Source organism: Pantoea sp. B9002 (assembly GCF_013385945.1).
Classification (GTDB): domain Bacteria; phylum Pseudomonadota; class Gammaproteobacteria; order Enterobacterales; family Enterobacteriaceae; genus Pantoea.
Genome location: NZ_JACAPA010000010.1, coordinates 270548 through 292318 on the forward strand (window position 1 = coordinate 270548; position 21771 = coordinate 292318).

Annotated in this window: 19 protein-coding genes; 13 read left to right on the top strand and 6 right to left on the bottom strand. The window is 54.0% G+C overall.

Going from position 1 to position 21771, the window contains the following annotated elements; translation table 11 throughout:
• Positions 1 to 29 precede the first annotated feature (29 nt).
• From dalD to HX773_RS08465, 3 genes are read left to right on the top strand one after another with little or no spacing between them, the layout of a single operon-like run.
• Positions 30 to 1424, top strand: a complete 1395-nt coding sequence (gene dalD, locus HX773_RS08455; RefSeq protein ID WP_176971177.1) for a D-arabinitol 4-dehydrogenase — start codon at positions 30 to 32, stop codon at positions 1422 to 1424.
• Positions 1425 to 1434: 10 nt separating this feature from the next.
• Positions 1435 to 2904 (top strand): xylulokinase, encoded by a 1470-nt coding sequence (xylB, locus tag HX773_RS08460; RefSeq protein WP_176971178.1) that lies wholly within the window; start codon positions 1435 to 1437, stop codon positions 2902 to 2904.
• Between the two features lie 22 nt (positions 2905 to 2926).
• The gene (locus HX773_RS08465; RefSeq protein WP_176971179.1) at positions 2927 to 4207 is read left to right on the top strand and encodes an MFS transporter; all 1281 of its coding nucleotides are present in this window, start codon (positions 2927 to 2929) and stop codon (positions 4205 to 4207) included.
• Between the two features lie 32 nt (positions 4208 to 4239).
• Here the strand turns inward: HX773_RS08465 and HX773_RS08470 are convergent, their stop codons facing one another.
• Positions 4240 to 5133 (bottom strand): TIGR01777 family oxidoreductase, encoded by an 894-nt coding sequence (locus tag HX773_RS08470; protein WP_176971180.1) that lies wholly within the window; start codon positions 5131 to 5133, stop codon positions 4240 to 4242.
• A gap of 204 nt (positions 5134 to 5337) precedes the next feature.
• On the opposite strand from HX773_RS08470, the gene yfcF reads away from it, so the two are divergent.
• Together yfcF and yfcD are read left to right on the top strand one after the other, a co-directional pair.
• Positions 5338 to 5979, top strand: a complete 642-nt coding sequence (gene yfcF / locus HX773_RS08475) for a glutathione transferase (protein WP_176971181.1) — start codon at positions 5338 to 5340, stop codon at positions 5977 to 5979.
• Positions 5980 to 6090: 111 nt separating this feature from the next.
• Complete coding sequence (gene yfcD, locus HX773_RS08480) at positions 6091 to 6636, top strand: NUDIX hydrolase YfcD (RefSeq protein ID WP_007889295.1); 546 nt, start codon at positions 6091 to 6093, stop codon at positions 6634 to 6636.
• A 47-nt stretch (positions 6637 to 6683) separates the two neighbouring features.
• Here the strand turns inward: yfcD and HX773_RS08485 are convergent, their stop codons facing one another.
• The 3 genes from HX773_RS08485 to ackA all read right to left on the bottom strand — a co-directional run bounded on the left by HX773_RS08485 (position 6684) and on the right by ackA (position 11492).
• Positions 6684 to 7943 carry a 4-aminobutyrate--2-oxoglutarate transaminase gene (locus HX773_RS08485; RefSeq protein ID WP_176971182.1) on the bottom strand — a complete coding sequence of 420 codons (1260 nt, stop codon included), beginning with the start codon at positions 7941 to 7943 and terminating at the stop codon, positions 6684 to 6686.
• Between the two features lie 128 nt (positions 7944 to 8071).
• Positions 8072 to 10216 carry a phosphate acetyltransferase gene (gene pta, locus HX773_RS08490; protein WP_176971183.1) on the bottom strand — a complete coding sequence of 715 codons (2145 nt, stop codon included), beginning with the start codon at positions 10214 to 10216 and terminating at the stop codon, positions 8072 to 8074.
• 73 nt (positions 10217 to 10289) lie between these two features.
• Positions 10290 to 11492, bottom strand: coding sequence for an acetate kinase (ackA, locus tag HX773_RS08495; RefSeq protein ID WP_176971184.1), 1203 nt, complete (start codon positions 11490 to 11492; stop codon positions 10290 to 10292).
• Between the two features lie 338 nt (positions 11493 to 11830).
• On the opposite strand from ackA, the gene yfbV reads away from it, so the two are divergent.
• From yfbV to HX773_RS08510, 3 genes are all read left to right on the top strand, one after another.
• On the top strand, positions 11831 to 12283 hold the full coding sequence (yfbV, locus tag HX773_RS08500; protein ID WP_176971185.1) for a terminus macrodomain insulation protein YfbV: 453 nt from the start codon (positions 11831 to 11833) through the stop codon (positions 12281 to 12283).
• Positions 12284 to 12433: 150 nt separating this feature from the next.
• Entirely contained in the window at positions 12434 to 12928 is a 495-nt protein-coding gene (locus HX773_RS08505; RefSeq protein WP_008105160.1) for a YfbU family protein, read from the top strand.
• 14 nt (positions 12929 to 12942) lie between these two features.
• Positions 12943 to 13602: a sugar phosphatase gene (locus HX773_RS08510; protein WP_176971186.1), complete on the top strand. Its 660-nt coding sequence runs from the start codon at positions 12943 to 12945 to the stop codon at positions 13600 to 13602.
• A 27-nt stretch (positions 13603 to 13629) separates the two neighbouring features.
• On the opposite strand, the gene yfbR is transcribed toward HX773_RS08510, so the two are convergent.
• Both yfbR and HX773_RS08520 read right to left on the bottom strand, forming a co-directional pair.
• On the bottom strand, positions 13630 to 14229 hold the full coding sequence (gene yfbR / locus HX773_RS08515) for a 5'-deoxynucleotidase (RefSeq protein WP_176971187.1): 600 nt from the start codon (positions 14227 to 14229) through the stop codon (positions 13630 to 13632).
• A 195-nt stretch (positions 14230 to 14424) separates the two neighbouring features.
• Complete coding sequence (locus tag HX773_RS08520) at positions 14425 to 15642, bottom strand: pyridoxal phosphate-dependent aminotransferase (protein WP_008105154.1); 1218 nt, start codon at positions 15640 to 15642, stop codon at positions 14425 to 14427.
• Between the two features lie 969 nt (positions 15643 to 16611).
• Here HX773_RS08520 and lrhA point away from each other — a divergent pair.
• The 5 genes from lrhA to nuoE all read left to right on the top strand — a co-directional run bounded on the left by lrhA (position 16612) and on the right by nuoE (position 21769).
• Entirely contained in the window at positions 16612 to 17535 is a 924-nt protein-coding gene (gene lrhA, locus HX773_RS08525; protein WP_007889314.1) for a transcriptional regulator LrhA, read from the top strand.
• Between the two features lie 660 nt (positions 17536 to 18195).
• Positions 18196 to 18639: an NADH-quinone oxidoreductase subunit A gene (locus HX773_RS08530; protein ID WP_007889316.1), complete on the top strand. Its 444-nt coding sequence runs from the start codon at positions 18196 to 18198 to the stop codon at positions 18637 to 18639.
• Positions 18640 to 18654: 15 nt separating this feature from the next.
• A complete protein-coding gene (locus tag HX773_RS08535; RefSeq protein ID WP_008105151.1) occupies positions 18655 to 19335 on the top strand; it encodes an NADH-quinone oxidoreductase subunit B family protein in 681 nt (226 codons plus the stop codon).
• A gap of 116 nt (positions 19336 to 19451) precedes the next feature.
• Positions 19452 to 21251 carry an NADH-quinone oxidoreductase subunit C/D gene (gene nuoC / locus HX773_RS08540; RefSeq protein ID WP_008105149.1) on the top strand — a complete coding sequence of 600 codons (1800 nt, stop codon included), beginning with the start codon at positions 19452 to 19454 and terminating at the stop codon, positions 21249 to 21251.
• A 2-nt stretch (positions 21252 to 21253) separates the two neighbouring features.
• Entirely contained in the window at positions 21254 to 21769 is a 516-nt protein-coding gene (gene nuoE, locus HX773_RS08545) for an NADH-quinone oxidoreductase subunit NuoE (RefSeq protein WP_008105146.1), read from the top strand.
• Positions 21770 to 21771 lie beyond the last annotated feature (2 nt).

Below are 21771 nucleotides of genomic sequence, written 5' to 3' on the forward strand. Positions count from 1 at the left end.
TGGTGGCAAATGTTTATTTTGAGGCGACTATGACTAATCAATCAGTATGGATGCATATCGGCGCAGGATCTTTTCACCGTGCTCATCAGGCGTGGTATCTGCATAAATTACGCGAGCAGGGCGATGACAGCTGGAGCATTGCCCTCGGCAATATCCGCAATGATGCAGCGCCGTTGCTGAAGCAACTCGCTGCGCAAGATGGCGAATATGTGCTGGAAACCGTTACACCAGACGGCGAACGCGCCTACGAAATCATCACGTCACTGCGCAAAATCCTGCCGTGGGATAGCGACCTCAGCGCGCTGGTGGAGCAGGGAGCGAAAAGTGAAACCCGCGTGATAGGTTTTACCGTCACTGAAGCCGGTTACTATTTGACGCCGGAATTTGAACTGGATCTTACGCAGCCCGATGTGCAGGCCGATGTAAAGGGCGACATCCGCACGATTTATGGCGCGCTGGCGCGCATTCTCACGCAGCGCGTGGCCAACGGTGGTGCACCAGTTACGCTTCTCAACTGCGATAACCTGCGCCATAACGGCGAACGTTTCCGTCACGGCTTCCTTGCGTTTCTTACCGCCAAAGGTGACAACGCCTTAGCGAGTTGGGTGCGCGAAAATACCACCTCGCCCAACACCATGGTGGATCGTATTACGCCGCGTCCGACGCCAGATGTGGCTGAGCGCGTCAAAGCCGCTACGGGTAAAGAGGACGGCGCGGCGGTGATGGCCGAATCCTTTATTCAATGGGTGATTGAAGATGACTTCATTGCCGGTCGCCCGGCGCTGGAGAAGGTTGGCGTTGAGCTGGTGGAATCGGTATTGCCGTGGGAAGAGGCGAAAATCCGCATCCTTAACGCCACGCATGCGGCGATTGCCTGGGCCGGCACGCTGATTGGCCGCAATTACATTGATGACAGCACGCGTCAGCCGGCAATTTATCAACTGGCTTATGACTACGTGACGCAGGATGTGATGCCATCGCTGTCGCCGAGCCCGCTGGATTTGGCCGATTATCGCGATGTGGTTCTGGCGCGCTTTAGTAATCCCTACATTAAAGACACCAATCAACGTGTTGGCGCAGACGGTTTGTCGAAAATCCCCGGCATGGTGACGCCAACACTGCGCGAATGCTATCAGCGCGGCGCAGAACCGGCGGCCACCGCCATGCTGCCTGCACTGTTCTTCCTGTTCCTGCAACGCTGGGCCAGTGATGATTTGCCTTACACCTATCAGGATGGCGTGCTGCAAGCCGATGCGCTGCGCCAGCAGTTTAGCCGATCCGATGCACTCAACGCTTTTCTGAGCGATAACGCGCTATTTGGCGAACTGGCACAGGACAAGGCGTTTCATGCGCTGGTGACGCGCAGCGTGGCGGATCTGCAGCTGTGGCTGAAACAGCCAGAACGCACGCTGGCTGCGGTATAAGGAGCGCTCTATGTATCTTGGGATTGATATTGGCACCTCGGAGCTCAAAGCGCTGATCATCAATGCGCAGGGCGAGATCATCGCCTCGAATCACGCCACGCTCAATGTGCAGCGTCCGCATGCGCATTGGGCTGAACAGGATCCCGAGCGCTGGTGGCAAGCGTGCGGTGACGTCCTTGCTGGATTGCGCCAGCAGGACGCGCTGGCCTGGAGCGAGATTCGCGCTATTGGTTTATCCGGGCAGATGCATGGCGCGGTGCTGCTGGATGCGCAGGGCAAGGTGCTGCGCCCGTGCATTCTGTGGAATGACACACGCAGCGCGCCGCAATGTGCCGCGCTCAGTGCCCAACATCCGGAAATGATGCAGCTTAGCGGCAACATGATTATGCCGGGCTTTACCGCACCAAAACTGCGTTGGGTGGCGGAACATGAGCCTGAGATTTTCCGTCGCATCGACAAAGTACTCTTGCCGAAAGATTACCTGCGCTGGCGTTTAACCGGGCAATTTATCAGTGAACCTTCAGACGCGGCTGGCACGTTGTGGCTCGATGTGGCTCAGCGCGACTGGTCAGACGAACTTTTAGCCATCACCGGCCTCACGCGCGCCAATATGCCGGCGCTGGTGGAAGGCAGCGCAGTAAGCGCCCCATTGAAAGCCGATCTGGCAAGTGAATGGGGCTTGTCGGCAGCGGTCTGCGTGGCGGGCGGCGGCGGTGACAATGCCGCATCAGCGGTAGGTGTTGGCGCGGTCAATCCGGGCGATGCCTTTATCTCGCTGGGTACCTCCGGCGTGATTTTTGTCGTCAACGATCGTTTGCTGGCCGATCCGCAATCGGGTGTGCACGCCTTCTGCCATGCCTTGCCCGGACGCTGGCACCAGATGAGCGTGATGCTCAGCGCCGCCAGCTGCCTGCGCTGGCTGTGTAATCTGCTCTCCGTTAGCGAAAGCCAACTGATGGAAGAGATGGCACAGCTCAGCGAAGAGCAGCGGCGTCATGCCCCGGTTTTCCTGCCCTATCTTTCCGGTGAACGCACGCCACACAACGATCCTGACGCCTCCGGTTCTTTTTTCAATCTGCGCCACGAAACGCCGCGTGCGCTGCTCGGCTATGCGGTGATTGAAGGCGTGGCTTTTGGTCTCGCCGATGGTTTCGCGGTGCTCGGCGACGCACAAAAGCAGATTCGTCAGTGCAGCCTGACCGGCGGTGGGGCGCGCAGCACGCTGTGGGCGCAGTTGATCGCGGATGTGCTTCAGCAGCCGATCGTCACGCATCCCGCCAGCGCGTCCGGCGCTTTAGGGGCAGCGCGTCTGGCGTGGCTGGCTGCGGGTGGTGTGGAGAGCGAAGTTTGTCTCAAACCGCCGGTGCAGGCGCGATATCTGCCGGATGCTGCGCGCGGCAAGGTGCTGCAGCAGCGGTTGCAGCTGTTCCGCACGCTCTATGCACAACAGCAGCAGGCGCGAGTGTTGTTGCCTGAATAATTCCAGACAGAGGATGAATGAGATGCAATCGAATGATTACTGGTTTGGCTTACCGAAAAAGATGTTCTGGGGCTTCCTCGCCATCGCTATTTTTATGGCAGGTGACGGCTTTGAAATGGCGTTTCTGTCGCGCCACATCACCGATATGGGCTTCACGCCAGCGCAGTCGGCGGTGGTATTTACCTTCTACGGACTGGCGGCGGCGCTAGCAGCGTGGGCATCGGGCGTGGTGGCGGAACTGATTACGCCCCAGCGTGCCATGATGATTGGCTTCGTGCTGTGGATTGTCATGCACACGCTGTTTATGTCGCTGGGTCTTGGCATGCGCAACTATCCGCTGATGGTGCTGTTCTACGGCATTCGCGGCCTGGCGTATCCGCTATTCATCTACTCATTCATGATGATGCTGGTGCAGGTGCTGCCGCGTGAAAAACTGGCGGCCGCCACCGGTTGGTTCTGGGCAATGTATTCCGTCGGCATCGGCGTGGTCGGCAGCTATTTACCGAGTCTGACCATCCCGATGCTCGGCGAAACCGGTACGCTGTGGCTGGCGATTATTTGGGTTGCCTGTGGTGGCGTGCTGGCCTATTTCAGCTTGCGCCATGTGCCGGTTGACCGTTCGCGCGTCAATTTGCCGATGCGCGACAAAATGGCCGAAATGTCGCGCGCGGTAACTATTCTGTTTACCAACCAGCACGTGTTTTATGCCTGCTTAATTCGCATCATTAACACGCTGTCGCTGTTTGGTTTCGCCATTATCATGCCGCTGCTGTTTGTTGATCGTCTTGGCTTTACGATTTCCGAGTGGCTGCAAATCTGGGCGGTGTTCTTCTTCGTCACCATTTTTACCAACATCTTCTGGGGCATTACCGGCGAGAAACTGGGTTGGATCCGTCAGGTGCGCTGGTTTGGCTGCCTCGGTATGGCTATCTCCAGTCTGGCGTTTTACTACCTGCCGCTATATGCCGGGCATAACTTCTGGGTGGCATTGATTCCGGCGGTGATGTTAGGGATTTTTGTCGCCGCCTTCGTGCCGATGACCGCAGTGTTTCCGACGCTGGAGCCACATCACAAAGGCGCCGCCGTGTCGATTTATAACCTGTCGGCAGGGCTGAGTAACTTTGTTGCGCCCGCGATTGCGTCGGTGATGCTGCCGTTTTTCGATATCGTCGGCGTGGTGTGGGCGTATACCGGATTGTATCTGTTTGCTGGCGTGCTGACCTTTATCATCCGCGTGCCGCAGCCGGGACACACGCATGAACCGGCGGCAGTGAAATCACGCGTGGCACAGCAAAGGAGTTAATCTGTGATAGGCGGGCGCCATTAATGGCGCCCCTACATGACATCTCGCAACGCTTCCTCTAAGTCGTACCAGCGAAAACCAAAGCCTGACTCTTCTAAACGCTTCGGCAACACATGTTGGCCGCCGAGCACCAGCACCGCGGATTCGCCCATCATCAGCTTGATGGCGCTGGCGGGCGTGCGCATAAAGGCTGGGCGATGCATCACATGGCCGAGCGTGGCGGCGAACTGCTCATTGCGCACCGCATAGGGCGCAACCATGTTGAACGGGCCGCGCAGTTCAGAGTGATCGATCAACCACAGCAGCGCGTTAACCAAATCGTCGATGTGAATCCACGGCAAATACTGTTTGCCACTGCCAATCGGGCCGCCTACGCCAAGCTTAAACGGCAGTTTCATCTTCGATAACGCGCCACCTTCTTTCGCCAGCACCACGCCAGTGCGCAGCAGGCAGACGCGCGTACGATCGCTCTGTGCAGTTAGCGCCAATTGCTCCCAACGTGCGCACAGCGCATGGGTAAATTCATCATGGCCCGGATCCTCTTCGGTCAGCACCAGATCGCCGGTATCGCCATAAAAGCCGGTAGCCGAGCCGGAAATCAAAAATTGCGGGGGATTGCTGCTGGCGTGAATCAGCGACACCAGCTGCTCGGTAATCTGCCAGCGGCTTTCGCACAGCCGCTGCTTCTGCTGTTCGGTCCAGCGTTTATCGGCGATCGGTTCGCCCGCGAGATTAATGACGCCATCAATGCCGTTTAAATCGGTTTGCTGATTGATGCCGGACCACAGCGCCACGCTGGCGTCGAGTTTTTCGCGTGCGGCGGCGACATCGCGCGTGACGACGCTCACCTGATGGCCAAGCTGCAACAGACGCGGAATCAGATGGCGGCCAATCAGGCCGGTGCCGCCGGTGATCAGTAAATGCATGTTGAGCCTCCTTGTCATTTTTTATCTGCTCAGATTGAGCATAGAAGAGAAGCGTGCGCGCGGCGTGACTCGGCTTACGCTTATGAAGAAAAAGGAAAAGTCAGCGCTGGTCTTAGCAGCTAAAGATCCGACCAGCGCACCATTGCCTTAACAAATAAAAATCGGTAAACATGATGCACACCAGACGCTTTCCTGAGGCAGCCAATGAATTATCCAACCATTACCTTGTGGTCAGATTCTTGCTTTTTCAGCCCTTACGCCATGTCGGTTTATGTTGCGCTCACCGAGAAGGGCATTCCCTTCACCCTCAAACGCGTTGATTTATCGCAGAATGCGCAGTGGGATGAGGAATACCGCGCGCTGTCGCTGACTTGCCGCGTGCCTACGCTGCAAATCGATGATGTGCTGCTGACGGAATCTTCAGCCATTGCGGAGTATCTGGAAGAGCGTTTTCCGGCGCCAGAGTTCGAGCGGCTCTATCCGCGCGATCGTGAGAAACGGGCGCATGCGCGCGAAGTGCAGGCATGGCTGCGCAGCGACTTAATGGCGCTGCGCGCCGAGCGTCCCACCGAAGTGCTGTTCGCCGGCGAACGCTTTGCGCCGCTTACGCCGGCGGGTGAGCAAGCCGCCAGTAAACTCATTTCTGCAGTGCAGCGCCTTTTGCCTGATGGACAGCAAAATCTGTTTGGCGAATGGTCGATTGCGGATACCGATTTAGCCGTGATGATCAATCGTCTGGCGCTACACGGCGATGCGCTGCCGGTGAAGTTGCAACACTATGCTGAGTTCCAGTGGCAGCGTGCTTCGGTGCAACTCTGGTTAGCGGAATCGGGTAAAACACGCTGAGCACGATGCGCCTTGCGATGGCGAAAAGAACGCTTTACCTTACCGCTCATTCTAATAAAGCATGGCAAACAGGCGCGTGCTGGGCACGCCGAAAACAGAAAAGGGTTACGGATGGTGGATCAAACGGCAGGTGACGGTATCGAGTGGGTTGATATCGTTAACGAAGAGAACGAAGTCATTGCGCAGGCCAGCCGTGCGCAGATGCGTGCGCAGTGTCTGCGTCATCGCGCTACCTATATTGTGGTGCACGATGGTATGGGCAAAATTCTGGTACAGCGTCGTACTGAAATTAAAGACTTCATGCCGGGTATGCTGGATGCCACTGCCGGTGGCGTGGTGCAGAGTGGCGAAGACCTGCTGGAATCGGCGCGTCGTGAAGCGGAAGAAGAATTGGGTATCGCGGCCGTTCCGTTCGCCGAGCACGGCCAGTTCTACTTTGAAGATCAGCATTGCCGCGTATGGGGCGGGCTGTTCAGCTGCGTTTCCCATGGCCCGTTTGCGATGCAGGAAGAGGAAGTGGATGAGATCTTCTGGATGACGCCGGAAGAGATCACCGCACGCTGTGACGAGTTCACCGATGATTCGCTTAAAGCGCTGTCACTGTGGCTAAGCCGTAACAGCGATGCTGCTCGTCGTAAACAGAGCAGCGAAGCGTAATCTTGCCGTAGGGTCGCCATTTATGGCGACCTTATTACTTACATTTATTAATGTTCCCGCAGAATACCCGCCAACAGTGTCAAAGCCTCCTCGAACTGCCCATCGGGAATGGTCAGCGGATAGAGAAAACGAATCACGTTGCCGTATACGCCACAGGTCAGCAGAATCAAACCTTGTTCCAGCGCCTGCTGCTGAATAGCTTTGGCAATCTCCGCCGACGGCTTGCCCGCCGCATCATTGAATTCCGCCGCCATCATCGAACCGTAACCGCGTATCTCCGCCAGCGCTTTACAATCTGCTTGTTGCAACGTCTGTTTTAATCGGCTGCCAAGCTGGTTGGCGCGGCTGCACAGCGCCTCTTCTTCGATAATGTCTAACACCGCCAGCACCGCCGCAATCGCCGGTGGACTGCCAGCATAGGTTCCGCCCAGGCCGCCGGGTTCTGGCGCATCCATGACTTCCGCGCGTCCCGATACCGCCGAGAGCGGGAAACCGCCGGCCAGACTTTTCGCCATGGTGATGATATCGGGCTGCACGGCGTAATAGTCGCTGGCGAACAGTTTACCGGTGCGCGCAAAACCGCTCTGGATCTCATCGGCGATCAGCAGTATGCCGTGGCGATCGCACAATTCTCGCAGCGCAACCACAAACTCTGGCGGCGCACTGTAGAAACCGCCTTCGCCCTGAACCGGTTCAAAGATAATGGCTGCCACCTGCTGCGGGCTAATATCGCTACGGAAAATCGCTTCCAGGCTGTCGAGCGCATCGCTCACGCTGACCTTGTGCAGCGCGTTGGGATAGCGCGCGTGAAACACCGGGCTGGCGAAGGGGCCGAAGCCGGTTTTATACGGCACCACTTTGCCGGTTAGCGACATTGTCATATTGGTGCGGCCATGAAACGCGCCGGTGAAGGCGATGATGCCCGGACGAACGGTGGCCGCACGCGCGATTTTGACCGCGTTTTCGACCGCTTCTGCACCGGTTGAGAAAAAGGTGGTTTTCACCGCGCCGTTAATCGGCACCAACGCATTCAGCCGCTCAGCGAGATGAATGTAGTTCTCATAAGGGATGATTTGAAAGGCGGTGTGGGTAAAGCATTCAAGCTGCTGGTGCACCGCAGCCATCACTTTCGGGTGACGATGCCCGGTGTTAAGCACCGCGATGCCTGCGGCAAAATCGGTGTATTCGCGGCCATGCTGATCCCATACCGTGGCATTCTCAGCTTTCACCGCAAAGAAATCACACATCACACCCACGCCGCGCGGTGTGGCTTGTAAACGACGGCGGTGCACATCACTGTTGCTCATTATTCACCTCGCAATTAGGGGCAGACTTCAATCAGTGTTAGCGCAGCGCAGGGTTTATGCCAGTGAAGTGCGGGGCAAAAAAAAAGCACGCACCGAAGTGCATGCTTTTTTGGCGGGCGGGGAAGGGATTAGCCTTCGGCCTGCTGAGATTGAATCGCCGTTAATGCGATGGTGTAGACGATGTCATCCACCAGTGCGCCGCGCGACAGGTCGTTCACCGGCTTACGCATGCCTTGCAGCATCGGCCCGATGGAGATCAGGTCGGCAGAACGCTGTACCGCTTTGTAAGTGGTGTTACCGGTGTTCAGATCCGGGAAGATAAACACGGTAGCGCGACCGGCAACCGCAGAGTTTGGCGCTTTGGATTTGGCTACGTCTTCCATAATCGCGGCGTCGTACTGCAGCGGACCATCGATCACCAGATCCGGACGTTTTTCCTGCGCGATGCGCGTCGCTTCACGCACTTTCTCAACGTCGCTACCGGCACCGGAGTTACCGGTTGAGTAGGAAATCATCGCGACGCGTGGATCGATACCGAAGGCTTTGGCTGAATCGGCAGACTGAATCGCGATCTCTGCCAGCTGTTCTGGATTGGGATCCGGGTTGATGGCGCAGTCGCCATACACCAGAACCTGCTCCGGCAGCAGCATGAAGAACACCGACGACACCAGCGAACTGTTTGGCGCGGTTTTGATCAGCTGCAGCGGTGGACGAATGGTATTCGCCGTGGTGTGAACCGCGCCGGATACCAGACCGTCAACTTCGCCGCTCTCCAGCATCATGGTGCCGAGCACCACGTTATCTTCCAGCTGCTCCTGCGCGACCACTTCGGTCATGCCTTTGCTCTTACGCAGCTCAACCAAACGCGGCACGTAGTTTTCGCGTACCACTTCTGGATCCACAATCACGATGCCTGTGCCGAGTTCAACACCCTGCGCCGCCGCAACACGCTGAATCTCTTCCGGGTTGCCGAGCAGTACACAGGTGGCAATGCCGCGTTCGGCGCAGATTGCTGCGGCTTTGACGGTACGCGGCTCGTCGCCTTCTGGCAGCACGATGCGTTTGCCGGCTTTGCGCGCCAGCTCGGTGAGCTGGTAGCGGAATGCCGGTGGAGACAGGCGACGGCTGCGCTCGGACGTTGCGGTCAGCGATTCCACCCAATCTTCATTGATGAAGCTGGCCACGTACTCCTGCACTTTCTCGATGCGCTGCGTATCGTCAGTCGGTACTTCGAGGTTGAAGCTCTGCAGGCTAAGCGACGTCTGCCAGGTATTGGTTTTCACCATAAATACCGGCAGGCCGGTCTGGAACGCACGTTCGCACAGGCGTGCGATTGGCGCTTCAATCTGATATCCACCGGTTAACAGCACTGCACCGATTTCAACACCGTTCATCGCGGCCAAACAGGCGGCAACCAGCACATCAGGGCGATCGGCTGAGGTCACCAGCAGTGAACCCGGACGGAAGTGCTCCAGCATGTGTGGAATGCTACGCGCACAGAAGGTGACAGATTTCACACGGCGCGTCTGGATTTCACCTTCGTTGATGATATCGGCGTTCAGGTGACGGCACATGTCGATGGCGCGGGTGGCGATCAGATCAAAGCTCCACGGCACACAACCCAGCACCGGCAGCGGACTGTTAGCAAACAGTTGCTTTGGATCGATGTTGGCGATGCTGGCTTTGGAGGAGTCATCGAAAATCTCTGACAGATCCGGACGCGTACGACCTTGCTCATCCACCGGCGCATTCAGTTTGTTGATGATCACGCCAGTGATGTTTTTGTTTTTGCTGCCGCCAAAGCTGCTTTGCGTCAGTTCGATACGCTCTTTCAGCTGCGCCGGAGAATCGTTGCCCAGCGCCATGACGAACACGATTTCGGCGTTCAGGGTTTTGGCGATCTCATAGTTCAACGCAGACGCGAACTGATGTTTACGCGTGGGTACCAGACCTTCAACCAGCACTACTTCCGCGTCTTTGGCGTTCGCGTGGTAGTTGGCAATGATCTCTTCCATCAGCACATCTTGCTGGTTAGAGCCAAGCAGCGACTCAACGCGTGACATCTGCAGCGGTTCAGCGGCAGGAATCGCGGAGCTTTTACGGATAATGCTGGTGGTTTGGTCTGGCGCATCGCCGCCCGCACGTGGCTGGGCAATTGGCTTGAATACGCTCAGGCGCACGCCTTTGCGCTCCATGGCACGGATCACGCCGAGGCTGACGCTGGTCAGACCGACGCTGGTGCCGGTAGGAATGAGCATAATTGTACGTGACACGATAGAAACCTCTCAGGTGTTGCAGACTGTCTAAAACAACTCCGTCAGCCTAAGCTGACGGAGAGAAGTGTTTTTAAGCGGTGAGACGCGCGGCGTCTTGAGCAATCACCAACTCTTCGTTGGTTGGGATCACCACGGCTGGGCGCGTGCCTTCTTTGTTGATGAAGCCCGATTTGCCGAAGCGTGCTGCCAGGTTGCGCTCGTGATCAACTTCGAAGCCGAGCAGACCCAGTTTCTGCAGCGCCAGCTCGCGCACCATCGCGGCGTTTTCACCGATGCCGCCGGTGAAGACCACGGCGTCCAGACGGCCTTCCATCAGCGCGGTGTAGCTGCCGATGTACTTCGCCAGACGGTGGCAGAACACATCCATCGCACGCTTGGCATCTTCTTTGGTGCTGTAGTTGTCTTCCACATAGCGACAGTCGCTGGTGACTTCGGTCAAACCTAACAGGCCAGACTCTTTGGTCAGCAGCTTGTTGATGGCATCAACGCTCATGCCCAGGGCATCATGCAGGAAGAAGATAATGGCAGGATCGATGTCGCCGCTGCGCGTACCCATCACCAAACCTTCCAGCGGCGTCAGGCCCATTGAGGTATCAACACACAGGCCGTTGCGAATAGCAGAAACGGAACCGCCGTTGCCAAGGTGGCAGGTGATGACGTTCAGTTCGCTAACGGGTTTGTTCAGCATTTTCGCGGCTTCTTGCGTCACATAGTAGTGGCTGGTGCCGTGCGCGCCGTAGCGACGAACGCCGTGCTCTTTATACAGTTTGTACGGCAGAGCATAGAGATAGGACTCTTCCGGCATTGTCTGATGGAATGCGGTGTCAAAAACCGCGACATTTTTATCAGAAAGATGCGGGAAGTTTTTCAGCGCTTCATCTATACCGATCAGATGCGCAGGATTGTGCAGCGGCGCAAAAGAAGAGGCGTCTTTGATGCCCTGAATAACAGATTCGTCGATGATGACCGATTTGGTCAGCTGCTCGCCGCCGTGAACAATACGATGGCCGATTGCAGCGATTTGTGCCGAAAGCTCTGGTTTTTGTGCCAGAATAGTTTTAACCATAAAGTTCAGTGCTTCGCTGTGTGCCGCACCCGCGCCAAGCTGAGCTTCTTGTTTGCTGCCGTCCAGTTTCCACTTAATGCGTGCTTCCGGTAAATGGAAACATTCAGCCAAACCGGAGAGGTATTCGTCGCCGGTAACAGGGTTAAGGATGGCAAACTTAAGTGAAGAACTGCCGCAGTTCAGAACCAGAACTAACTTCGTCGACATGGAAGTACCTATTTTGTTAAATAGTGGCTAAAAAAAACGCAATCAGACTAACAGCGTAGCCCATGAAAGCTGGTAGGTTAATGATAAACATCATGTGCTAGTCAAAAATTCAGTGACATGCAAAAAATTTTGGTGATTTTACGCTTATTTTTGATAAGCACTTAGCGAAACATGGCTCTGGCCGCTCTTTTATTGAGCTAAAGCTTCCGGTAATGTTACTTAAACGGCGTCAGAATACTCACTGTCACCCGCAAAGACAAAAACTTTTGAAGGATGTCACGTAAAGTTGTGTAGTTATCGGTTTATTTTAAATATTGCAGATTTAGTTGAGGTCTATCATGGCGAATGAGACAGACAATCCCGGCTGGTTCGGCTTATTCCAGCGCGGACAGCGATACATGAAGACCTGGCCTGCAGACAAGCGCCTGGCGCCGGTGTTTCCTGAAAATCGCGTGGTGAATGCAACACGTTTTGCCATCCGTTTTATGCCGCCGCTGGCGATTTTCACCCTGACGTGGCAGATCGCGATGGGTGGACAACTCGGTCCAGCGATTGCTACCGCGCTATTTGCCTGCAGCCTGCCGATGCAAGGATTATGGTGGTTGGGTAAACGTTCTGTGACGCCGCTGCCTCCGACGCTGCTGCAGTGGTTCCATGAAGTGCGTAGCAAACTGCAAGAAGCGGGGCAGGCGATTGCACCTGTCGACGGTAAGCCGACATACCAGTCGCTCGCCGATGTGTTGAAGCGTGCCTTTAAACAGCTCGATCGCACTTTCCTCGACGATCTTTGATCCGCTGACGCTTTTACCTGCCGGAGAATTTGAGCCAAATCCCGGTTCAAATCAAAGAAAAGTGGTGCGGACATACACGCATCACTCTCCTTGTGTAATCATTTCTTCATTGTTTAAATCTTAAGCGGCCGCCCGGCCCGGGAGCAAACCATGGAAATGACCCACGCACAACGACTGATCCTCTCCAATCAATACAAAATGATGGCCATGCTGGAGCCCGATAACGCCGAGCGCTATCGTCGTTATCAAACCATTATTGAACGCGGCTATGGCTTGCAGTTACGCGAGCTCGATAAAGAGTTCGGCGAGCTAACCGAAGCCACCTGTCGCCTGCTGATCGATATTATGGAAATGCACCATGCGCTGCATGTTTCCTGGTCAAACCTCAAAGATGGCAGCGCGATTGACGAGCGTCGCCTGGCGTTTCTCGGCTTTGATGCGGCCACCGAAGCACGTTATCTCGGCTACGTACGCTTTATGGTGAACGTTGAAGGGCGCTATACCCACTTTGATTCCGGCACACATGGCTTCAATGCCCAAACGCCGATGTGGGAAAAATACCAACGCATGCTAACGGTGTGGCACACTTGTCCGCGTCAATATCATCTCAGCGCGAATGAGATCGCGCAGATTATCAATGCCTGAATAAGGAGCGACGCGTGAAGTACAGGGGTTTTCTGTTTGATTTAGACGGTACGCTGGTGGATTCACTGCCTGCTGTGATTCGCGCATGGTCATTGTGGGGCGAGCGCCACGGTTTGTCGGCGGAAGAGGTCCTGAGCTATATACACGGGAAACCTGCCATCAATTCGCTGCGCCATTTCATGGCAGGACAATCTGAAGAGGCGATTCAGGCGGAGTTTCTCTGGCTTGAACGTCTCGAAGCGGAAGACACGCAAGGCGTGCAGGCGATTCCGGGCGCATTAGCGTTACTGACTACCTTGAACGAGCTGCAGATCCCATGGGCGATTGTGACGTCGGGTTCGATTCCGGTTGCCCACGCGCGCCATAAAGCCGCCAATCTACCCATGCCAGAGGTGTTCATCACTGCGGAGAACATCAAGCACGGTAAGCCGAATCCCGAGCCTTATTTGCTCGGTGCCGAGCGTTTGGGGCTTTCAGCAACGCAATGCGTGGTGGTTGAGGATGCGCCGGCGGGTATCATTTCAGGCTTGGATGCGGGCAGTGCGGTGATCGCCATAAATGCCCCAGCCGATGCGCCGCGCCTCGACGAAGTCACCTTCCGCGTCGCAACGCTTGAACCGCTAAACGTCACCAAAGAAGATAGCGGCGAATTTACCCTTTCTATCACCGCATAAAGTAACGGGCCGCAGCGGCCCGTTTTTTTACAGCGGCGTATCCTGTGATATTTCATCCAGCGACAGGCTAAAGCTGGGAATAAACACCTCAACAAAATAATCCATTTCTGGCGAGCGCCGCTGCGTCAGGGTTTTTTCCAGGCGCGCTTTGGCCAGTAAAAACTCGTTATTACCCGCCGACAACTCTTCCAGACACTTCACATAGGCGCAGAGTGCATCCGCTTGCTTCACCACGGATTGTTCACTTTCGCTATGCAAGTGTTCATCAATCAACGGGCGATAAGCGTCCTGCAGTTCGGGCGGCAGCATATCGATGAGTTTCTGCTGCGCAATTTTCTCGATCTTTTTGTATTCGTGTGCAATTTGCGCGTTGTAATACTTCACCGGCGTCGGTAAATCCCCGGTCAGCACTTCGCTGGCATCGTGATACAGCGCCAGCATGGCGATGCGCTCGGCGTTAAGGTTGCCGTTAAACTTTTTGTTTTTGATGATGGCGAGCGCGTGAGCAACCATCGCCACCTGCAGACTATGCTCGGAGACGTTTTCAGTGCGCACATTGCGCATTAATGGCCAGCGGTTGATCAGTTTGAGGCGGGAGAGGTGGGCGAAAAAATGGCTACGAGTCATGGACGGTTCCTGTTCGTATGGCGGGGAAAGCAAACTTTCCCCGAAATACGATGACTATACCCTAAATAATTCGAGTTGCAGCAAGGCGGCAAGTGTGTGAATCCCCAAGAGCTTACTAAAGTAAGCGACTGGGGGGAACACACGCAGCTAACGCAGCTGCAGCTTGAAGTATGACGGGTATATACTCGTAGCTGGTTACTGACGATACCCTTGCAGGAAACGACCAAACTTGCTGACGGCCATTTCCAAATCGTCCACGCGCGGCAGCGTAACGATACGCACGTGATCCGGCCACGGCCAGTTGAACGCGGTGCCCTGAACCAGCAGCACTTTCTCTTGCAACAGGAAATCCAGCACCATCTTCTGATCGTCAAAGATGTTGAATTTCTTGGCATCAATGCGCGGGAACATATAGAGCGCCCCTTGCGGTTTCACACAGCTGACGCCAGGAATATCATTAATCAATTCCCACGCACGCTGGCGCTGTTCATACAAACGTCCGCCGGGCGCGATAAATTCGCTAATGCTTTGATAACCACCCAGCGCGGTCTGAATCGCGTGTTGTGCCGGAACGTTGGCACACAGGCGCATCGACGCCAGCATCTCCAACCCTTCAATGTAACCTTTCGCGTGTTTCTTCGGACCGTTCAGAACCATCCAGCCCTGACGGAAGCCCGCCACGCGATAGGTTTTGGACAAGCCGTTAAAGGTCACGGTCAGCAGATCGGGTGCAAGCGCAGCAATCGAATGATGTTGTGCTTCGTCGTAGAGAATCTTGTCGTAGATTTCATCGGCGAAAATAATCAGATTGTGCTGGCGTGCAATTTCAACAATCTCAAGCAACAATTCTTTGCTGTAAACCGCGCCGGTCGGGTTATTCGGGTTAATGATGACAATGCCACGCGTGCGCGGGGTGATCTTGCTGCGAATATCATCCAAGTCAGGGAACCAACCGGCTGATTCATCACACAGATAATGCACCGCTTTGCCGCTCGACAGCGAAACGGCGGCGGTCCACAGCGGATAATCCGGCGCAGGCACCAGCATTTCATCACCGCTGTTGAGTAATGCCTGCATCGCTTGCACAATCAGTTCGGATACGCCATTACCAATATAGATGTCTTCGACGGTGACATCGCGCATATCACGCGCCTGGTAATGCTGCATGATCGCTTTACGCGCCGAATACAGCCCTTTTGAATCGCAATAACCCTGCGAGCTCGGCAAATTGCGAATGACATCGACCAGAATTTCATCAGGCGCTTCGAAACCAAACGGGGCAGGGTTGCCGATGTTCAGCTTGAGAACTTTGTTGCCTTCTTCTTCGAGACGTTTAGCTTCTTTCAGTACCGGGCCACGGATGTCATAACAGACATTTTCCAGCTTGCCGGATTTATCAATTTGAAAATTCATTGTTACCGCCTTTATGGGCAGAGTCCTTTAACCTGCCACCAAAAATCAAACTCGCCCAATTTACTCTTCTCACCTTAACAAAAGAAGGGCAGCGCTTGGTTTTGGCGCGTTTGCCATTTTTTCCCCTTTCACGTGGCGTAAAAGTCATTGGAAATCGATTAATCTGGTTCATTAGTCCACAAATGTGAAGAATGATAAGATTAAACACTGGTAAGGTGTGCCTGACGTGTAAATGCCTTCTTCCATCGGCATCTGGGACTATTCAGAAATTTTTCAGTCAAAACTGGCTTAAAAAAATATTAGCGACCAGACGAAATAGTTAAATGAAACTTGTCAGATGGCGAAAAAGTGTCTGGTAATGATTAAGCTCGGTCTGGTGTCACAAATTAGAGTTCATTCTCATACACTTTTTATTGGCAGGATTAAGCACCATCATCAGCTCCAACTCAGTGTAAAACACGCGTAAAATAGCATTTACGCTGTATCTTTAACGTAAGTGTTTGAGATTCAGAACCTGGGGGGGTTAAAAAAAGAGCAGCGTTATGGCAGGATGTGTGCGAAAAGGCTTTTGGTCAAAAATTGCGATGTTTTGAACAAAAACATTTCCATTTATAGCGTAAAAATGATTAAGTATAATTTATTATTTGATGCACTTTATCGCTTCGCATCTACATAACATGATGTTATTTCTTTTTAACCCGCAGGGATTTTACGCGGGATACATAGACAACTACGCAGCTTCCAGCACCTGTACGACTTACGTTTTCGGCCCAGAAGTTCTGCTGTCTATAATGACGACGCTGCTCTGATCTCAGAGTGGTGCGATCGTCGGCATCCGCCTGACAAAATTTTTTTCATGGTAGCTCCACACAGGGCTGTCATTAAGCACCATTGCCTCTTATCTCTTTGATAAGTCGGGTAATACACCAGGGTAGTAGTTTTAAAAAATCTTATAAGTGAAGAAAAAACATGACTAATGCAAATCGTCCGATACTGAATCTCGACCTCGATCTGCTGCGTACATTTGTTGCCGTTGCCGATCTGAACACTTTTGCAGCAGCCGCTGCCGCTGTGTGCAGAACGCAGTCAGCAGTGAGCCAGCAGATGCAACGTCTGGAACAATTGGTAGGTAAAGAGCTGTTTGCCAGACATGGACGTAATAAATTGCTGACGGAGCATGGCATTCAACTGCTGGGTTACGCCAGGAAAATCCTTCGTTTTAATGACGAAGCTTGCACCTCTTTAATGTACAGCAACATCCAGGGCGTTCTGACCATTGGCGCTTCAGATGATACCTCAGATACCATTCTGCCGTTCCTGCTTAACCGCGTAACGTCGGTCTATCCGAAGCTGGCCATTGATGTGCGTGTTAAGCGCAACCCGTTCATGATGGAAATGCTTAATCAAGGTGAAGTCGATCTGGTTGTGACCACGTCCAGCCCAGGAAACTTTACTCATCAGGTACTGCGTACTTCACCAACGTTGTGGTACTGCGCGGCAGATTATATCTTCCAGCGCGGAGAAGCCATTCCTTTGGTTCTGCTGGATGAGCCAAGCCCGTATCGCGATATGGCCATTGACCATCTCAACGAGGCTGGCATTCCGTGGCGCATCTCGTATGTTGCTTCAACGCTGGCTGCGGTCCGTGCGGCGGTTAAAGCCGGTTTGGGTGTGACAGCGCGTCCCGTTGAGATGATGAGTCCAGAACTGCGTGTGATGGGCGCGGCAGAAGGTTTGCCAGTATTGCCTGATACCCAGTATCTGCTGTGCCGTAATCCAGACAGCGATAACGAACTGGCGCTGGCGATCTTCAATGCCATGCAGTCCACCAACGATCCTTATAATCTGAGTGCTAATCCAGACGGTACCTTGTTGCTGGATGACGAAGAGTAAGGATTGCAGTTACTGGTAATTCCTCGCAAATGGAATATCGGTTAATTGTTAAAACCTATATAAATGAGCCTTAGTTGGGTAATTACCCGCTAAGGCTTTTTTTATGCCGTTTAACACGTCATTTTTGAAGCGATTTCCCAAACAAGATTTTATTCGACATCTTAAAAATGAAATGTGTTCCATTTTTGCACCACATGGAATGATTTTATCAATTCGTGCCAACTTTCCCAGGTCATTTGCCCGTCCACTCCGCTGTTTTTTGCAGCATAAAACCCAGTTATGTGCTTTAGATCAAAAAAATACCCCTGATAAGGGGGGGGAATCTCGGGCGAGACCTGTCAAAATATGATTGTTAAATGCACGATCCACGCATGTGAATACCCGCTACACTAAAATTAACCTCACAAACTGAAGCGATTTAGCTGGCGCTGAGAGGGTTGAATGTTAATAATATGATGCAGCTGTAAAATAATGTTTGGATACTTTTGTCAAAGTTGACAAAAGGTTATAGAAAGGAGTAAAAACCCCTATAAAATTGCTGCTTTATTGCTAATGACAGCAAAATTTATAAGGTTTTTTATCCTTCCCTTGAATCGATGTGGTGTGTTTGCTGCAACAGTGCAGGATGCCATCACCACTTTTGATGAGTAAGCAAAGAGTATGTCGACAACTACAGAAGTGATCGCTCATCACTGGGCATTTATTGTTTTTATCGTTATCGCATTCGGCCTGTGTGCCTTTATGTTGACCGGTGGCTGGTTGTTAGGTGGTCGTGCGCGTGCGCGACACAAGGATACCCCGTTCGAATCGGGTATTGAGTCGGTCGGTGACACTCATATTCGCCTCTCTGCAAAATTCTATCTGGTTGCGATGTTCTTCGTCATATTCGACGTCGAAGCCCTCTATTTATACGCATGGTCGACTTCCATTCGCGAAAGCGGTTGGGTCGGCTTTGTCGAAGCCGCAATTTTCATTTTGGTGCTCTTGGCAGGCCTGGTTTATCTGGTGCGCATCGGTGCGCTGGATTGGGCTCCTGCGCGTCGTCGCGTAGTGGTCAAATCTGTCCCGGTCAGTCACAGCCACACCAACCCTCATAAGCAGTAAAAGCGAGGCAATAAGATGGACTACACGCTGACACGCGTAGACCCGAACGGGGGCGGCGATAACGATCGTTATCCTCTGCAGAAACAGGAAACGGTTACCGATCCGTTGGAGCAACACGTTCACCGCAGCGTCTACATGGGCAAGCTCGAGCACGCTCTGCATGACATGGTGAACTGGGGGCGTAAAAACTCTCTCTGGCCGTATAACTTCGGTCTTTCCTGTTGCTACGTGGAAATGACCACATCCTTCACCGCAGTGCATGACGTGGCACGTTTTGGCGCCGAAGTTATGCGCGCCTCGCCACGTCAGGCTGACTTCATGGTGATCGCCGGTACGCCATTTACCAAAATGGCGCCGGTTATTCAGCGTTTATATGACCAAATGCTGGAGCCGAAATGGGTGATTTCCATGGGCGCTTGCGCTAACTCGGGTGGCATGTATGACATCTACTCGGTAGTGCAGGGCGTGGATAAATTCCTGCCGGTTGACGTTTACATTCCCGGCTGCCCGCCGCGTCCAGAAGCGTATATGCAGGCATTGCTGCTGCTGCGCGAGTCGATTGGCAAAGAGCGTCGTCCACTTTCGTGGGTGGTCGGTGATCAGGGTGTTTATCGCGCCAATATGCAGCCAGAGCGTGAAAGAAAGCGTGGCGAGCGTATTGCCGTCACCAACCTGAGATCGCCAGACGAAGTTTAAGCTTCCCGTACACGGATGGAGCCACGGCCACAGCAGAACATCACAATTTAATGTGCGCCGCCATCCTGACGCCTTCTTTTGAGCGCCTGATTACAGGCCGGAATGGTGAGTAACGTATGACTGATTTAACCACGCAAGATCTCGCACAGCCTTCATGGCAAACCCGCGATCACCTGGATGACCCAGTGGTCGGCGAGCTGCGTAACCGTTTTGGGCCGGATGCCTTTACCGTTCAGGCTACCCGCACCGGGATTCCGGTTGTCTGGGTAAAGCGTGAACAGCTATTAGAAATCGTTGAATTCCTGCGCAAGCTGCCAAAGCCGTATGTCATGCTCTATGACTTACACGGTTTTGATGAGCGCTTACGCACTAACCGCGCCGGTTTACCCGCCGCGGATTTTTCCGTTTTCTATCACCTGCTTTCAATTGAACGCAACCGCGACATCATGCTCAAGGTCGCTTTATCTGAAAACGATCTGAATGTGCCAACCATCACCAAAATTTTCGCCAACGCCAACTGGTATGAGCGCGAAACCTGGGAGATGTTTGGCATCACTTTCAATGGTCACCCGCACCTGACGCGCATCATGATGCCGCAGACGTGGGAAGGCCATCCGCTGCGTAAAGATTACCCGGCGCGCGCTACCGAGTTCGATCCCTTCGAGCTGACCAAGCAGAAAGAAGATCTGGAGATGGAGGCGCTGACCTTCAAGCCTGAAGATTGGGGCATGAAGCGCAGCACCACCAATGAGGACTTCATGTTCCTCAACCTTGGTCCGAACCACCCCTCTGCGCACGGTGCTTTCCGCATCATTCTGCAGTTAGATGGTGAAGAGATCGTCGATTGCGTTCCCGATGTTGGCTACCACCATCGTGGCGCTGAGAAGATGGGCGAGCGCCAATCCTGGCACAGCTACATTCCGTACACCGACCGTATCGAGTACCTCGGCGGCTGCGTGAACGAAATGCCTTACGTGCTGGCGGTGGAAAAACTGGCGGGCATTACCGTGCCGGATCGCGTCAATGTAATCCGCGTAATGCTGTCTGAACTGTTCCGCATCAACAGCCATCTGCTCTATATCTCCACCTTTATTCAGGACGTCGGCGCAATGACGCCGGTGTTCTTCGCCTTTACCGATCGTCAGAAAATCTATGATGTGGTGGAAGCGATTACCGGTTTCCGTATGCACCCGGCGTGGTTCCGCATCGGCGGCGTCGCGCATGACCTGCCGAAAGGCTGGGAACGTCTGCTGCGCGACTTCCTCGACTGGATGCCAAAGCGTCTGAAAGAGTACGACAAAGCCGCACTGCGCAATACCGTGTTGATGGGCCGTTCGCAAGGTGTTGCGGCGTACAACATGGATGAAGCACTGGCGTGGGGCACCACCGGCGCAGGTCTGCGCGCTACCGGTTTAGATTTTGACGTGCGTAAATGGCGTCCGTATTCAGGTTACGAAAACTTCGATTTCGAAATTCCGGTTGGCGCTGGCATCAGTGATGCGTACACCCGCGTGCAGCTGAAAATGGAAGAGATGTGGCAGTCACTGCGCATCCTGGAACAGTGCCTGAACAACATGCCTGAAGGCCCGTTCAAAGCGGATCACCCGCTGACAACGCCGCCGCCGAAAGAGCGCACGCTGCAGCACATTGAAACCCTGATCACTCACTTCCTGCAGGTTTCGTGGGGCCCAATCATGCCGGCCAACGAATCCTTCCAGATGATTGAGGCGACCAAAGGGATCAACAGTTACTACCTGACCAGCGATGGCAGCACCATGAGCTATCGCACCCGCGTGCGTACGCCGAGCTTCCCGCATCTGCAGCAGATCCCATCGGTGATCCGCGGCAGCCTGGTATCCGACTTGATCGTTTACCTCGGTAGTATCGATTTTGTTATGTCAGACGTGGACCGCTAATTATGCACGATCAAAAAATTGCTATTCACACCATCGACCCTACTGAGGTCTTCGTGCTGAGCGAGGCCGAGCACCACGCTATCGAGCACGAGAAACACCATTACGAAGATGCACGCGCCGCTTCGATCGAAGCGTTGAAGATCGTGCAGAAACAGCGTGGCTGGGTGCCGGACGGCGCGATTAACGCCATCGCAGACGTTCTGGGAATTCCAGCCAGTGATGTTGAAGGCGTAGCGACTTTCTATAGCCAAATCTACCGTACGCCGGTTGGCCGTCACGTTATTCGCTACTGTGACAGCGTGGTTTGCCATATCACGGGTTATCAGGGCATTCAGGATGCGCTGGAGCAGAAGCTGAACATCAAGCCGGGCCAAACCACGGCGGATGGACGCTTTACGCTGCTGCCAACTTGCTGTCTGGGTAACTGCGATAAAGGGCCAACCATGATGGTGGATGAAGATACCCACGTTCATCTGACGCCTGAAGGCATCGCCAACTTGCTGGAGCAGTATCAATGACC